Source organism: Peteryoungia wuzhouensis (assembly GCF_003205195.1).
Classification (GTDB): Bacteria; Pseudomonadota; Alphaproteobacteria; order Rhizobiales; family Rhizobiaceae; genus Allorhizobium; species Allorhizobium wuzhouense.
In genome coordinates, this window is the sequence record NZ_QJRY01000010.1 from 1 (window position 1) to 12,971 (window position 12,971).

Genomic DNA, 12,971 nt, shown 5'->3' on the forward strand with positions numbered 1-12,971 from the left:
TGTTCAGGCACACATAGATGATCGAGTTGATGTAGCCCTTGTACCACGACGGATCGGTGAAGATCACGGCATAGTTGGCGAGCGTCGGATTGACCGGCCAGAGCGATAGAGCGCCGGTGATTTCCGAATTGGTCTTGAAGCTCATGTTGACCAACCAGTAGATCGGCAGGAGCAGGAAGACGATATAGACCGTCGGGATGACGAAGCCGAAGCGCGAACGATCGTCGGAATTGCTCATCGAATGCGCCTCCTTACTGGCTCTTTGCGTCGCTGACGGTCATGACGGTGTAGAAGACCCATGACATCAGCAGGATGATCAGGAAGTAGATGATGGACATGGCGGCTGCCGGTCCTAGGTCGAACTGGCCGACGGCCATCTTGACCAGATCGATCGACAGGAAGGTGGTGGAATTGCCGGGACCACCACCGGTGACGACGAAGGGCTCGGTGTAGATCATGAAACTATCCATGAAGCGGAGCAGCACGGCGATCAGAAGAACGCGCTTCATCTTCGGCAGCTGGATGTAGCGGAAGACGGACCAGCGAGAGGCGCCATCGATCTTCGCTGCCTGATAATACGCGTCCGGGATCGAAACGAGCCCGGCATAGCAGAGCAGCACCACGAGGCTGGTCCAGTGCCAGACATCCATGGCGATGACCGTGATCCAGGCGTCGACCGGGTCCTGGGTCAGGTTGTAGTCAATGCCCATGGCATTCAGCATGTAGCCGAGGAGGCCGATATCGACGCGGCCGAAGACCTGCCAGATGGTGCCGACGACATTCCACGGGATGAGCAGCGGCAAGGCCATCAGCACGAGGCAGACCGGAACGCCCAGGCCCTTTTTCGGCATGTTGAGTGCGATCAGGATGCCGAGTGGCACTTCGATCGCCAGAATGATCATCGAGAAGATCATGTTGCGTCCGAGCGCATTCCAGAAGCGATCGGACGACAAGATCTCGGTGAACCAGTCGGTGCCAGCCCAGAAGAACTCATTGTTGCCGAAGGTATCCTGCACCGAATAGTTCACCACGGTCATCAGCGGGATGACGGCCGAGAAGGCCACCAGCAGGAGGACCGGAATGACCATGAACCAGGCTCTGTTGTTCCAGGTCTTTTCCATTGTCAGCCCTCCAGACCTACGCGCCAGGAATCAGCGAAAATGCCGATGCCTGCCGGGTCGAACGTGATTTTCGGATCGGTCGGGACCTCGGCATTTTCCGAGATGACGATCGACAGCGGCTGGTCGCAGAAGCGGGCGCGCACGATCTTCTGGCGGCCGATATCCTCGACCTTCGAAACCGTCACCGGCATACCTTCGCGCCCGAGGCGGACGAATTCGGGGCGGATGCCGAGCTCGATTTTCGACTGAGTGCCGAGCTTCGGCGGGCCGGAGAGTTCAATCGCCTGATCGCCGACGGTGGCCGTCGCACCGCTGACTTTGGCCGGCATGACATTCATGCCGGGCGAACCGATGAAGTAACCGACAAAGGTATGGCTCGGGCGTTCGAAGAGTTCGGCCGGCGTGCCGATCTGGACGATCTGGCCATCATACATGACGACGACCTTATCGGCGAAAGTGAGCGCTTCGGTCTGGTCGTGGGTGACATAGACCATGGTGAAACCGGACTGGCGGTGAAGGCGCTTCAATTGCGAGCGCAGCAGCCATTTCATGTGCGGATCGATGACGGTCAGCGGCTCGTCGAAGAGGATCGCGTTGACGTCCGAACGGACGAGACCACGGCCGAGCGAGATCTTCTGCTTCTGGTCTGCCGTCAGGCCTTGCGCCTTCTTGCGGGCCATGGGCTGGAGATCGATCATGTCGAGGATCTCGTTGACACGACGATGGACCTGATCTTCCGGCACATGGCGGTTGCGCAAGGGAAAGGCCAGATTGTCGTAAACGCTCATCGTGTCGTAGACGACCGGGAACTGGAAGACCTGGGCGATGTTGCGTGCCTGGGTCGGCAGGTTGGTGACGTCGACGCCATCGAATTCAATGCGGCCATCGGAGGGGTGCAGCAGACCCGATATGATGTTGAGGAGCGTGGTCTTGCCGCAACCCGACGGGCCGAGAAGCGCATAGGCGCCGCCGTCATCCCATTCGTGATGGACCTCCTTCAAGGCATAGTCTCCGGCGGCGCGAGCAGCCGGCGTGTAAGCGTGGCGGATGTGGTCGAGATTGATGCGCGCCATGTCTATCCTCCCTCACGCTGCCAGTTCAGGCGCGACGCCAAGGGCGCGGCCCTCGGCATCGAAGGCCATCAGGTGTCGGGTGTCGATATAGACGTCGATCTCCCGGTCGGGTTCGATGTCGTGGATGCCATGCTCCAGGCTCACCCAACGGGCATTGCCATATTCGACGTGGATGAAGCTCTCGGAGCCGGCGATTTCGGAAACCAGCGTGCGCGCCGCAAGGCCCGTAGAGCCGACCTCGCCAGACAAGGAGAGATGGTGCGGGTGGAAGGCAATGGTGACGGGCCCGTCCGGGATCGCCCCCAGATGCGCCGGCACCGGCAATATCGGCCGGCCGTCGCGCTGGAACTGAGTGCCGACCTTGACGACGTCAAGCGTGTTCAGTGGCGGATCGGCAAAGATGCGGGCTGAGGCGAGATCGGCAGGCTTGCGGTAGACCGAGATGGTACTGCCGAACTGGGTCACCCGACCTTCACTCAGGGTTGCGGTATTGCCGCCAAGCAGCAGCGCCTCCGAGGGTTCCGTCGTGGCATAGACGAAAATCGCGCCCGACTCAGCGAAAATTTTCGGCAGCTCTTCGCGCAGTTCCTCACGCAGCTTGTAGTCGAGGTTGGCGAGCGGTTCATCGAGCAGGACGAGATTGGCCTTCTTGACGATGGCGCGTGCGAGCGCGGTACGCTGCTGCTGACCGCCGGAGAGGCTGAGCGGCGTGCGATCGAGATAGGGCGTGAGCCGCAGCAAATCTGCAGCCTTGCGGACCTCGCGGTCGATCGTCGCCTGGTCGACTCCCGAGACGCGCATCGGCGAGGCAATGTTCTCGTATACAGTGAGGGCGGGATAGTTGATGAACTGCTGGTAGACCATGGCGATCTGACGCTTCTGCACCGGCACCCCGGTGACATCGACGCCATCAACGAAGACGCTGCCGGAGGTGGGCTTGTCGAGGCCGGCCATCAGCCGCATCAGCGAGGTCTTGCCCGAAAGCGTGGGGCCGAGCAGAACGTTCAGCGTACCCCGCTGCAACGTCAGATCGGTCGGGTGAATGTGATAATCCACCCCCACCTGTTTCGAGACTTTACGCAGTTCCAACATGTTTCCTCGGGCCTCCTCCAAACCGTCGGTCTTTTCCGTTGATGGCTCTCAGGCCGCAGCCATCAGCCCCATATAACCGTCCAGGCCTTCCGCCTCTTCAGGCGTCAGGAACAGTCCCTGCTTGGTTCGCCGCCACAGCACATCCTCTGCCGTGACCGCCCATTCCCGCTCGATCAGCCAACGGACCTCCGCCTCGTAGAGCGTGCCGCCGAAATGGCGACCGAGATCCTCGATTGCCCGGGCGCCTGCGAGAATGGCATGGGCGTCGGTGCCGTAGCAGCGAATCAATCTTTCGGCATGCGAACGCTGCAGGAACGGGCAACTCCTGATCAGCTTTTCGACGGTTGCCTCATAGGCGGTGACGCCGAAGTCGCCGCCAGGCAACTGGCTGCCGGCCGTCCAGGACGTGCCCTTCACGCCGATGGTCTCACCGATCTTTTCAAGCGCATGCTCGGCCAATCGACGATAGGTCGTCAGCTTACCGCCGAAGACGTTCAGCAGGGGCGCCTCGCCCTCATTGCCTTCGACCTTCAAGACGTAATCGCGCGTCGCTTCCTGGGCTTTGGAGGCGCCGTCGTCAAAGAGCGGGCGGACGGCCGAATAGCTCCAGACGATATCGCCGGGCACGACCGGTTCCTGGAAATATTCGCTTGCGGCACCGCAGAGATAGCTCACCTCTTCGGGGCTGATGCGAACATCCTTGGGGTCATCGGTATAGTCGCGGTCGGTGGTCCCGATCAGGGTGAAATCACGCTCATAGGGGATAGCAAAGATGATGCGATTGTCCGGATTCTGGAAGAAATAGGCGCGCGCATCGTTGAACTTCTTCTTCACGATGATGTGGCTGCCCTGAACCAGGCGGACATTGTGAACATTGTTGCGGCCAAAGGCGCCGGCGAGCACCTGATCGACCCATGGACCGGCGGCATTGACGAGCATGCGGGCGCGATGCGTCGATACCGATCCGTCGCGCTTGCGGGTGGTGACGACCCAAACGCCATTCTCGCGCTTCGCCGACGTGACACGCGAGCGGCTGAGGATGGTTGCGCCGCGAATTTCGGCGTCGCGGGCGTTCAAGACGACCATGCGGGCGTCGTCGACCCAGCCATCGGAATATTCGAAGGCCTTGGAAAAGATCGGCTTCAAGGGTTTTCCGGCGGGATCGCGGCGCAAATCAAGCGTGCGGGTGGCCGGCAACAGCTTGCGACCGCCGAGATGATCGTAGAGGAACAGCCCGAGGCGGATCAGCCAAGCCGGGCGGATGCCCCCCTTCTGGAAGGGCAGAACGAAGCGCAGCGGCCAGATGACGTGCGGCGCCATGGCCCAAAGCACTTCCCGCTCCATCAGCGCCTCGCGTACGAGACGGAATTCGTAATGTTCGAGATAACGCAGACCGCCATGGATCAGCTTTGTGGCACCGGATGAGGTGCCCGAGGCAAAATCATTCATCTCTGCAAGAGCGACGGAGTAGCCACGGCCGGCCGCGTCGCGCGCGATCCCGCATCCGTTGATCCCGCCACCGATCACGAAGAGATCGTAGATAGGCTGCCCCGACATCTTTCCTCCCAGTTTTCGCACTGCAGCATTTGCTGCGATAGCGAAAGCATGGATATCTAAATCGAAATTTAAACGAATGTCAAACGAAAGTTAAAGTGAATCGGGCGTGGCTTCTATTGCGGCGGTTTCGATCATTCGGACATCGTTTTCCACGCAAATGGAGCGGATGCTGTCCGAGGGACAATGGTCGGTGATAAAGGTCTGAACCTGCGAAACATGGCCGATTCGCACCGGCGCCGTTCGTTCGAACTTGGACGCATCCGAGACGAGGATGACATGACGCGCATTGGCGATGATGGCCTGTGCAACTTTCACTTCCCGGAAATCGAAATCGAGCAAGGCGCCATCCTCGTCGATCGCTGACACACCGATCACGGCGAAATCCACCTTGAACTGGCGGATGAAATCAACGGCTGCTTCGCCGACGATGCCACCATCCGACCCGCGGACCACGCCACCGGCGATGACCACCTCGATCGAGGGGAAGACGCGCAAGCGATTGGCAACATTGATGTTATTGGTGATGACCATCAATTCCTTGTGGTCCACAAGTGCGTCGCCTACAGCTTCCGTGGTGGTTCCGATGTTGATGAAAAGAGAGGAATTGTCGGGGATGAGGGCGGCCGCTGCCCGACCGATCGCCTGCTTTTCCGTCGCTGCCATGGATCGGCGCGCTTCGTATTTGACGTTTTCATTTCCGGTCGGGAAGACTGCACCGCCATGGATCCGGTTCAGCGCTCGGGCGTCGCACAGATCGTTGAGATCCTTGCGGATGGTTTGCGGTGTGACTGCGAAGCGGGCGGCCAGTTCATCGACGAGCACGCGCCCGTATTCCTTGGCAAGCGCCATAATTTCCGTCTGTCGGGCCGAAAGCAGCATCTCCATCCCCTACTCTTTCGTTTTTCTTCAACTTAAGTGAAAACGAACCAAGGGCAACTGAAAACTCAAATAATGTCAGCGGCGCCTCAACAGCAGGATGAAGGACAGTCCGCCGACAAGCCCCGTGATGACACCGATCGGTACATCCTCCGGCGCCATGATGGTGCGGGAGACGACGTCCGCGAGGATCAGCGCGATGGCACCGACCAGGGCCGACAGGGGAATGACACGGACATTGTCACTGCCGCCCGTCAGCCGGACGAAATGGGGCACCAGCAGACCGACGAACCCGATGGCACCGGAAAAGGCGACCATCACCCCGGTCAGCAGAGCCGTCACGACGAAGAGTTCGGCCCGGAAGCGGGCGACCGGGACCCCCAAGGTAGCGGCTGTTTCGTCGCCCATGGCGAGCGCATTGATTTCACGGGCGCGCAGGACGAGGAAGAGAAGGCAGACAGCCAGGGTCGCGGCAGGATAGACGAGGTGGCCCCATTCGGCGAGGCCGAGGCCACCCAACATCCAGAAGATCACGGTATGCGCGGCGCGGGGATCGCCGAGGAAGATCGCGAGATTGCCGAGTGAGGTGGCAATGAACGCAACCGCGACGCCCGAGAGCACGAGTCGATCCGGCGCGGCACCCGTCATCCGGGTCACGGCGACGACAGCCATGGTCGCGACCAGCGCCCCGGCAAAAGCGAACAGGGGAACTGTGACGGCCCCGAAGATCAGGCCCGTATGCAGCAGCGCAACGATGGCCCCGAGTGAGCCGCCTGAGGATACGCCAAGCAGATGCGGATCAGCGAGCGGATTGCGTGTGATGGACTGCAGCACCGCGCCGACGACCGCGAGACCGGCGCCGACAAGGGCTGCCAGCAGCACACGCGGCAGGCGTACTTCCCAGACGATGCTGTCGCGGCCAGGCGACCAGGTCTGCTCGAACAGGTCGGGCGCCACATGGTGGCCGAGGATCTGCCAGACCATGCCGACCGGAATGCGCGCCGAGCCGAGCGAGACGCCGAGAGTGACTGAGAGGAGCAGCAGACCAAGCGAGCCTACGGTCCAGAGCAAGATCCTGCTGCCGCGCATTCTGTTCCTGTTTCTATACTGGATTCAATCCGGTCACGGCCTTGGCGCATGCGCCAAGGCCTTTCGGCCCGGTTACATGTTGCGCGGGTGGAAAACCTCAGCGAGGCGCTCGATTGCCGCGACATTGCGTGGTCCCGGCGTTGCCTCGACATAGGCGAGCACCACGAAGCGATCGGCCTTGACCGCGTCGAGGTTCTTGAAGGCCGGGTTTTCCTTCATGAAGGCGATTTTCTGCTCTGCAGTGACATCGCCGTAGTCGACGATGACGATGACCTGCGGATTGCGGTCGATGACCGGCTCCCAGGAAACTTCGGTCCAGCTCTTTTCGACATCGTCCATGATGTTGATGCCACCGGCGGCTTCGATCATGGCTGTCGGAATGCCGAAGCGGCCGGAGGTGAATGGCTTTTCAGTGCCGGAATCGTAGACGAAAACGCGGACCGGTTCCTTGATCGTGCCGATCCGCTCCTGAATTTTTGCAAGCCCGCTCTTGTAGCCTGTTACCAGCGCCTCGGCCCGATCCTCGACACCGAAGATGCGGCCGAGGTTGAGGAGATCGACGAACATGTCGTCCATGGTCGGCTTTGCCTTGGCCATGATGTGGCTGCAGGATTCCGTCAGCTCATAGACCTTGATGCCGAAGGGGCTCAGCGTCTCGGGGGTGACTTCACCACCGACCTTCATGCCGTAGTTCCAGCCGGCGAAGTAGAAATCGGCATCCGCCTCGAGCAGAACTTCCTTGCTGGGATATTTCGGCGAAAGCTCTGGCAGTTCCTGAACACCTTCACGCAGACTTGCGTCGAGCGTTTTCCAGCCGGAGATGCCGGTATAACCGACCATGTGGTCCTGCAGCCTCAGGGCGAGCATCATTTCGGTGAGATTGACGTCGTTGGAGACAGCACGCTTCGGCGCCTCGTCGAAGGTGACATCACGGTTGCAGCTCTTGACCGTCACCGGGAAGGCGGCCGCTGCGGAGGCGACAAGAACAGCGCCGAGGAGGGTGGAGATGGAGAGAAGGCGGGGCGAGATCATGGTGCTTCTTTCGAAATCAGGAACTGGCAAGGGAGAAGGAAAACTGCGAGGAGGCGGAGCCGGCGAAACGCTGGCGTGAGGCAAGCACGCCGAAGATGCCGGAGATGGCATGATCGGTAAGAACGTCGTCCGGATGGCCGAATGCCGTCACCCGACCCGACTGCATCAGAGCGACATGGGTGGCAAAATCGGCGGCGAGGTTGATGTCGTGCAGGCTGGTGACGATGGTCAGCCGAAGCGTGGCCAGCAGAGCCAGGATCTCGAGCTGGTGCCGGATATCGAGATGATTGGTCGGTTCGTCGAGAATGACGATCTCCGGGTTCTGGGCGAGCGCGCGCGCCACGAGAACACGTTGCTTTTCACCGCCGGACAGGGTCGAAAATTGCCGTCTTGCGAGACTGAGCAGATCCAGATGCCCAAGCGCATGGCGGGCTTCTTCACGGTCCTGCTCCGTCCAGCCGGTGAGGCCTTCGCGCCAGGGGACGCGGCCCATGAGGACGACATCCTGAACGGTGAAGGGAAAATCGGCCGGCATTTCCTGCAGGACAACAGCGACCCGGCGCGCGACCTGGCGGGGTGTCAGATCGGCCATGTCCTGACCGTCGATCTCCACCCGGCCCTCAAGCGGTGCCACGCCGCGATAAAGGCAACGCAGAAGTGTCGTCTTGCCGGCACCATTCGGACCGACGATGGCAAGGCGGTCACCGCCTTCGATGGCGAAGGTGACGTCACGCAACAGAAAATGGGAGGACTTCGGCCCCCAGCCGAGCCCGACAGACCGCAGGGAGATCCCCTTCGTGTCACAACTCATCGACAGCTCTCCCAACCTGGAAGGCGGTCGAATGTCGCCACGTCACCCGCCGAGCGCAAGGCTCATCGCTGCAGATATCCGGCATAGTTTTCCTCCGCAGGACTTCTCCGGAGGCAAAATGGCACCGATAAACGCACGCCACAGGCGCGGTTTGCAAGCCAGATCGTATCCATCGGAACACCCCGTCCGCTACGTTTCTCATTCACTTGACGGCAGGTCTCCTGGCTCGCGAATATCTGTCGTCCATCTGCCTTCCCACGATCACTCGCAGTGGCCCGACGCTTTCGCGCCGCGAGAATGGACGGCAATCCGCTTACAGTTGCGGGGGCAGCCACGGTCTTGGTCCCTGTTGGGTCTTCCGCACCGTGTTCCCTATTAATCCCCTCGGAGTCATCCGGTGGGGGAACCGTCCCCTCCTGAATAGAGCCTCTCTGACCGGGCGGTCAAGCGGGATCCTTCGTCGTTCGTGTTTGATATGTAATAACATTACATACGTCAATGGGAGTATGATAGAATTTCGCATCATCAAACTGAGCTGGCCGCCGAATGTCTGCGACACTTTGCATTCGGGATTATCCGAATGCCCGATTTTTGTTCCATCTCGATGGAACAAAGGGAACATCAAGCCGTTTAGTCGTCACAGTCTTTCCTCCCCCAACCTCCCCCGGTAGCGTCAGCGCTCCCACCTCGATCCCGCTCCGGCGGGATCTTTTTCTTGCCGCGGCGATCTTTTCCCCTGCCAACGCCCTCCCAAGCGCCCTGCCCGAACCCTGGCCCGATTTGACAGCAGGCGGCAAAATTGGCAGCACTGTTCCGCAAAGGGAGGCGTGAGCGAATGGCGCGGCGGAGTGAAGGACAGACGAGGCTGGACGATGCCGCGCGCGCGGGCTGGCTCTACTATGTCTCCGGGCGAACCCAGGACGAAATTGCCGCTCTCATGGGAATTTCGCGACAAAGTGCGCAGCGCCTCGTGTCGCTCTCGATTGCCGAGCGGCTGATCAAAGTCCGGCTGGATCATCCGATCGCGGCCTGTCTCGAACTGGCGGAAGCGCTGAAGGAGCGTTACGGGTTGCGGCAGGTGGAGATCGTTCCCTCCGACCCCGAATCGGAATCGGCAACAGTCGGCGTCGCAGAAGCAGGCGCAGCCGAGCTTGAGCGCTGGCTCAAGCAATCGGATCCTCTGGTGATCGCCATGGGAACCGGACGCACGCTTCGCGCCATGATCGACCAACTGTCCCCGATCGAATGTCCGCAGCACAAGATCGTCTCGCTGACAGGGAACATCAGCCCCGATGGATCGGCCGCCTATTTCAACGTCATTTTCTCGATGGCGGACGCGATCAAGGCGCCGCATTTTCCGATGCCCTTGCCGGTTATCGTGTCTTCCCCCGAAGAGAAGGCGCTGCTTCATGCGCAACCACTCGTCGCGCCGACCATCGCGCTCGGACAAAAGTCGGACGTTACCTTCGTCGGCATCGGCGACATGGCGATCACGGCACCGCTTCTGGTCGATGGCTTCCTGAAGCCCGACGAGATGGAAGATCTGCTGCGTGCCGGAGCCGTCGGCGAGATCTGCGGCTGGATCTTCGGCGCAGATGGGAATCTGCTCGACCACCCCGTCAACGACCGCGTGGCCAGCCTCCATATTCCCTCGCGTGAGCACTCGACCGTCATCGGCATGGCGCGCGGCAAACGCAAGCATGCCGCCATCCTCGCCGCCGTGCGAGGGGGGCATATCAATGGCCTTATCACCGACGAAGAAGCGGCCAGGCAGCTTTTGAAGCGCTGACGGTCCAAGTTTTTCTCATTCATATTCATACGCTTGGGCGATTTATGCGGCGCTGCAGCAATGAATCCCGCTTGACTTTGCGCGCGCCACAACTGAGTAATTGCCCATGAGCAAAGCGAATGCTCATTTTTCTTCTGGGAGGAAGACATGACATTGAAGACGATTTTGCTGGGCGCCTGCTCGGCGCTGGCGCTTGCCGGCATGGCCTCTGCCGAAACCCTGACGATCGCCACCGTGAACAATGGTGACATGATCCGCATGCAGGGCCTGACCTCGGAATTCACCGCCAAGAACCCCGATATTCAGGTCGAGTGGGTTACGCTGGAAGAAAACGTCCTGCGCGAGCGCGTCACGACGGACATCGCCACGAAGGGCGGCCAGTATGACGTGATGACGATCGGCACCTATGAAGTTCCGATCTGGGCGAAGCAGAACTGGCTTCTGCCGCTCGACAACCTTGGCGCCGACTATGATGCCGCCGACATCATCCCGGCGATTGCCGGTGGCCTGACGGTTGACGGCAAGCTCTATGCAGCCCCGTTCTACGGCGAAAGCTCGTTCATCATGTACCGCAAGGACCTGATGGAAAAGGCCGGGCTGACGATGCCCGACGCTCCGACCTGGGACTTCGTGGCCGACGCGGCCCGCAAGATGACCGACCGCGCCACCGGCGTGAACGGCATCTGCCTGCGCGGCAAGGCCGGCTGGGGCGAGAACATGGCGTTCCTGACCGCCATGTCCAACTCGTTCGGCGCGCGCTGGTTCGACGAAAACTGGAAGCCGCAGTTCGACCAGCCCGAATGGAAAAACACGCTCGACTTCTACGTCAATCTGATGAAGGACGCAGGCCCGGTTGGCGCCTCCTCCAACGGCTTCAACGAGAACCTGGCGCTGTTCCAGCAGGGCAAGTGCGGCATGTGGATCGACGCTACGGTAGCGGCTTCCTTCGTGTCCAACCCGAAGGACTCCACCGTCGCTGACAAGGTCGCTTACGCGCTCGCCCCCGACACCGGTCTCGGCAAGCGCGGTAACTGGCTCTGGGCATGGTCGCTGGCCGTTCCGGCCGGCACGCAGAAGGCGGAAGCTGCTCAGAAGTTCGTTTCCTGGGCAACCAGCAAGGCCTATCTCGAACTCGTCGCTTCCAAGGAAGGCTGGGCCAACGTTCCTCCGGGCACGCGCTCCTCGCTCTACGCAAACCCCGAGTACCAGAAGGCCGCCCCGTTTGCGAAGATGACGCTGGACTCGATCAACGCTGCCGACCCGACCAAACCGACCGTCAAGCCGGTGCCTTATGTCGGTGTCCAGTTCGTCGCCATTCCTGAATTCCAGGGCCTTGGCACGACCGTCGGCCAGCTCTTCTCGGCGGCTCTGGCCGGCCAGATGTCCGTTGACGATGCGCTCAAGCAGGCACAGGACGCCTCGACCGCGACCATGACCGAAGGCGGCTACATCAAGTAGTCTTCTACAAAATGAGAGCAGGGCCGCCGTCGACAGACCGGCCCTGCTCCGACCGCCCGGAAGGGGCGCTCAGCTCTCTCAATGTCTGGAATGCGCAAAGTCATGGCTGATTGCAGCCTTGCGACGGTTTCAGGCGTATCGGCATGACGGTTTAGAAACAGCAAGAGACCGAACGGTCCAGATCAATCGGGAGGGAACCATGGCGACGCGACAGACCCAAACGCTTGCCAGACTGATGATGGCACCGTCCGTGGTGCTGCTGTTTATCTGGATGATCGTGCCACTCGGCTTCACGCTGTGGTTTTCGTTCCAGCAATACAACCCGCTGAACCCGATCCGCGACGGCTTTGTCGGCTTTGCCAATTACGCGCTGTTCTACTCGAATCCCGCTTTTCTCTCCTCGATCATCAACACGCTGCTGATCGTGGGCAGCGTTCTGCTGATCACGGTCATCGGCGGCATTCTCCTGGCCCTGCTGCTCGACCAGCCGATCTTCGGCCAGGGCATTGTGCGCATCCTGGTGATCTCCCCGTTCTTCGTCATGCCACCGGTGGCGGCACTCGTGTGGAAGAACATGATCATGCATCCAAGCTACGGGGTCTTTGCTGATATTTCCCGCTTTCTCGGCGTGCAACCCGTGGACTGGTTTGCCCAGTATCCGCTGTTTTCGGTCATCATCATCGTTGCCTGGCAGTGGCTGCCCTTTGCGACCCTGATCCTCCTGACCGCGCTGCAATCGCTGGACAACGAGCAGATGGAAGCAGCCGAAATGGACGGCGCCGGTTTCCTATCCCGCTTCTGGCATCTGACGCTGCCGCATATGTCGCGAGCGATCACCGTGGTCATCCTGATCCAGACGATCTTCCTTTTGGCCGTCTATGCGGAGATCCTCGTCACCACCAATGGCGGACCCGGCTACGCCTCCACCAACCTGCCCTTCCTCGTCTACCAGAAGGCCTCGCTCGAATTCAAAATCGGCCAGGCATCGGCCGGGGGCATCATCGCCGTCATCCTTGCCAATATCGTCGCCTTCTTCGCCATGCGCGCAGTCGGCAAGAACCTGGACCGCTGAG

The 12,971-nt window shown here is 60.6% G+C and carries 11 protein-coding genes, 1 pseudogene and 1 riboswitch; of the genes and pseudogenes, 3 read left to right on the forward strand and 9 right to left on the reverse strand.

The window, feature by feature from the left end; all coding sequences use genetic code 11:
• The 9 genes and pseudogenes from DMY87_RS21610 to DMY87_RS21650 all read right to left on the reverse strand — a co-directional run.
• Positions 1-238: pseudogene (locus DMY87_RS21610) on the reverse strand (carbohydrate ABC transporter permease); the annotation flags it as partial.
• Positions 239-251: 13 nt separating this feature from the next.
• Positions 252-1,121 carry a carbohydrate ABC transporter permease gene (locus DMY87_RS21615; protein WP_110793715.1) on the reverse strand — a complete coding sequence of 290 codons (870 nt, stop codon included), beginning with the start codon at positions 1,119-1,121 and terminating at the stop codon, positions 252-254.
• Between the two features lie 2 nt (positions 1,122-1,123).
• Entirely contained in the window at positions 1,124-2,194 is a 1,071-nt protein-coding gene (locus DMY87_RS21620; RefSeq protein WP_110793716.1) for an ABC transporter ATP-binding protein, read from the reverse strand.
• 12 nt (positions 2,195-2,206) lie between these two features.
• A complete protein-coding gene (locus DMY87_RS21625; protein WP_110793717.1) occupies positions 2,207-3,286 on the reverse strand; it encodes an ABC transporter ATP-binding protein in 1,080 nt (359 codons plus the stop codon).
• A gap of 48 nt (positions 3,287-3,334) precedes the next feature.
• The gene (glpD, locus tag DMY87_RS21630) at positions 3,335-4,843 is read right to left on the reverse strand and encodes a glycerol-3-phosphate dehydrogenase (RefSeq protein WP_110793718.1); all 1,509 of its coding nucleotides are present in this window, start codon (positions 4,841-4,843) and stop codon (positions 3,335-3,337) included.
• 90 nt (positions 4,844-4,933) lie between these two features.
• Entirely contained in the window at positions 4,934-5,722 is a 789-nt protein-coding gene (locus DMY87_RS21635) for a DeoR/GlpR family DNA-binding transcription regulator (RefSeq protein ID WP_110793811.1), read from the reverse strand.
• Between the two features lie 75 nt (positions 5,723-5,797).
• Positions 5,798-6,808, reverse strand: a complete 1,011-nt coding sequence (locus DMY87_RS21640) for a FecCD family ABC transporter permease (protein ID WP_110793719.1) — start codon at positions 6,806-6,808, stop codon at positions 5,798-5,800.
• Between the two features lie 72 nt (positions 6,809-6,880).
• Positions 6,881-7,840, reverse strand: a complete 960-nt coding sequence (locus tag DMY87_RS21645) for an ABC transporter substrate-binding protein (protein ID WP_110793720.1) — start codon at positions 7,838-7,840, stop codon at positions 6,881-6,883.
• A 16-nt stretch (positions 7,841-7,856) separates the two neighbouring features.
• Positions 7,857-8,651, reverse strand: a complete 795-nt coding sequence (locus DMY87_RS21650; RefSeq protein ID WP_165826409.1) for an ABC transporter ATP-binding protein — start codon at positions 8,649-8,651, stop codon at positions 7,857-7,859.
• A 194-nt stretch (positions 8,652-8,845) separates the two neighbouring features.
• A riboswitch (cobalamin riboswitch) is annotated at positions 8,846-9,077 on the reverse strand.
• 409 nt (positions 9,078-9,486) lie between these two features.
• On the opposite strand from DMY87_RS21650, the gene DMY87_RS21655 reads away from it, so the two are divergent.
• The 3 genes from DMY87_RS21655 (at position 9,487) to DMY87_RS21665 (ending at position 12,970) form a co-directional block, all read left to right on the forward strand.
• Positions 9,487-10,440, forward strand: coding sequence for a sugar-binding transcriptional regulator (locus DMY87_RS21655; RefSeq protein ID WP_110793721.1), 954 nt, complete (start codon positions 9,487-9,489; stop codon positions 10,438-10,440).
• A 147-nt stretch (positions 10,441-10,587) separates the two neighbouring features.
• The gene (locus DMY87_RS21660) at positions 10,588-11,898 is read left to right on the forward strand and encodes an ABC transporter substrate-binding protein (protein WP_110793722.1); all 1,311 of its coding nucleotides are present in this window, start codon (positions 10,588-10,590) and stop codon (positions 11,896-11,898) included.
• A 199-nt stretch (positions 11,899-12,097) separates the two neighbouring features.
• Positions 12,098-12,970 (forward strand): carbohydrate ABC transporter permease, encoded by an 873-nt coding sequence (locus DMY87_RS21665; protein WP_110793723.1) that lies wholly within the window; start codon positions 12,098-12,100, stop codon positions 12,968-12,970.
• Position 12,971 lies beyond the last annotated feature (1 nt).

Bases quoted from the DNA above. Each gene is read 5' to 3' on its own strand.
- DMY87_RS21650 (WP_165826409.1), bottom strand. From the start codon at position 8,651: ATGAGTTGTGACACGAAGGGGATCTCCCTGCGGTCTGTCGGGCTCGGC.
- DMY87_RS21645 (WP_110793720.1), bottom strand. From the start codon at position 7,840: ATGATCTCGCCCCGCCTTCTCTCCATCTCCACCCTCCTCGGCGCTGTT.
- DMY87_RS21665 (WP_110793723.1), top strand. From the start codon at position 12,098: ATGGCGACGCGACAGACCCAAACGCTTGCCAGACTGATGATGGCACCG.
- DMY87_RS21615 (WP_110793715.1), bottom strand. From the start codon at position 1,121: ATGGAAAAGACCTGGAACAACAGAGCCTGGTTCATGGTCATTCCGGTC.
- DMY87_RS21635 (WP_110793811.1), bottom strand. From the start codon at position 5,722: ATGCTGCTTTCGGCCCGACAGACGGAAATTATGGCGCTTGCCAAGGAA.
- DMY87_RS21625 (WP_110793717.1), bottom strand. From the start codon at position 3,286: ATGTTGGAACTGCGTAAAGTCTCGAAACAGGTGGGGGTGGATTATCAC.
- DMY87_RS21655 (WP_110793721.1), top strand. From the start codon at position 9,487: ATGGCGCGGCGGAGTGAAGGACAGACGAGGCTGGACGATGCCGCGCGC.
- DMY87_RS21640 (WP_110793719.1), bottom strand. From the start codon at position 6,808: ATGCGCGGCAGCAGGATCTTGCTCTGGACCGTAGGCTCGCTTGGTCTG.
- DMY87_RS21660 (WP_110793722.1), top strand. From the start codon at position 10,588: ATGACATTGAAGACGATTTTGCTGGGCGCCTGCTCGGCGCTGGCGCTT.
- glpD (WP_110793718.1), bottom strand. From the start codon at position 4,843: ATGTCGGGGCAGCCTATCTACGATCTCTTCGTGATCGGTGGCGGGATC.
- DMY87_RS21620 (WP_110793716.1), bottom strand. From the start codon at position 2,194: ATGGCGCGCATCAATCTCGACCACATCCGCCACGCTTACACGCCGGCT.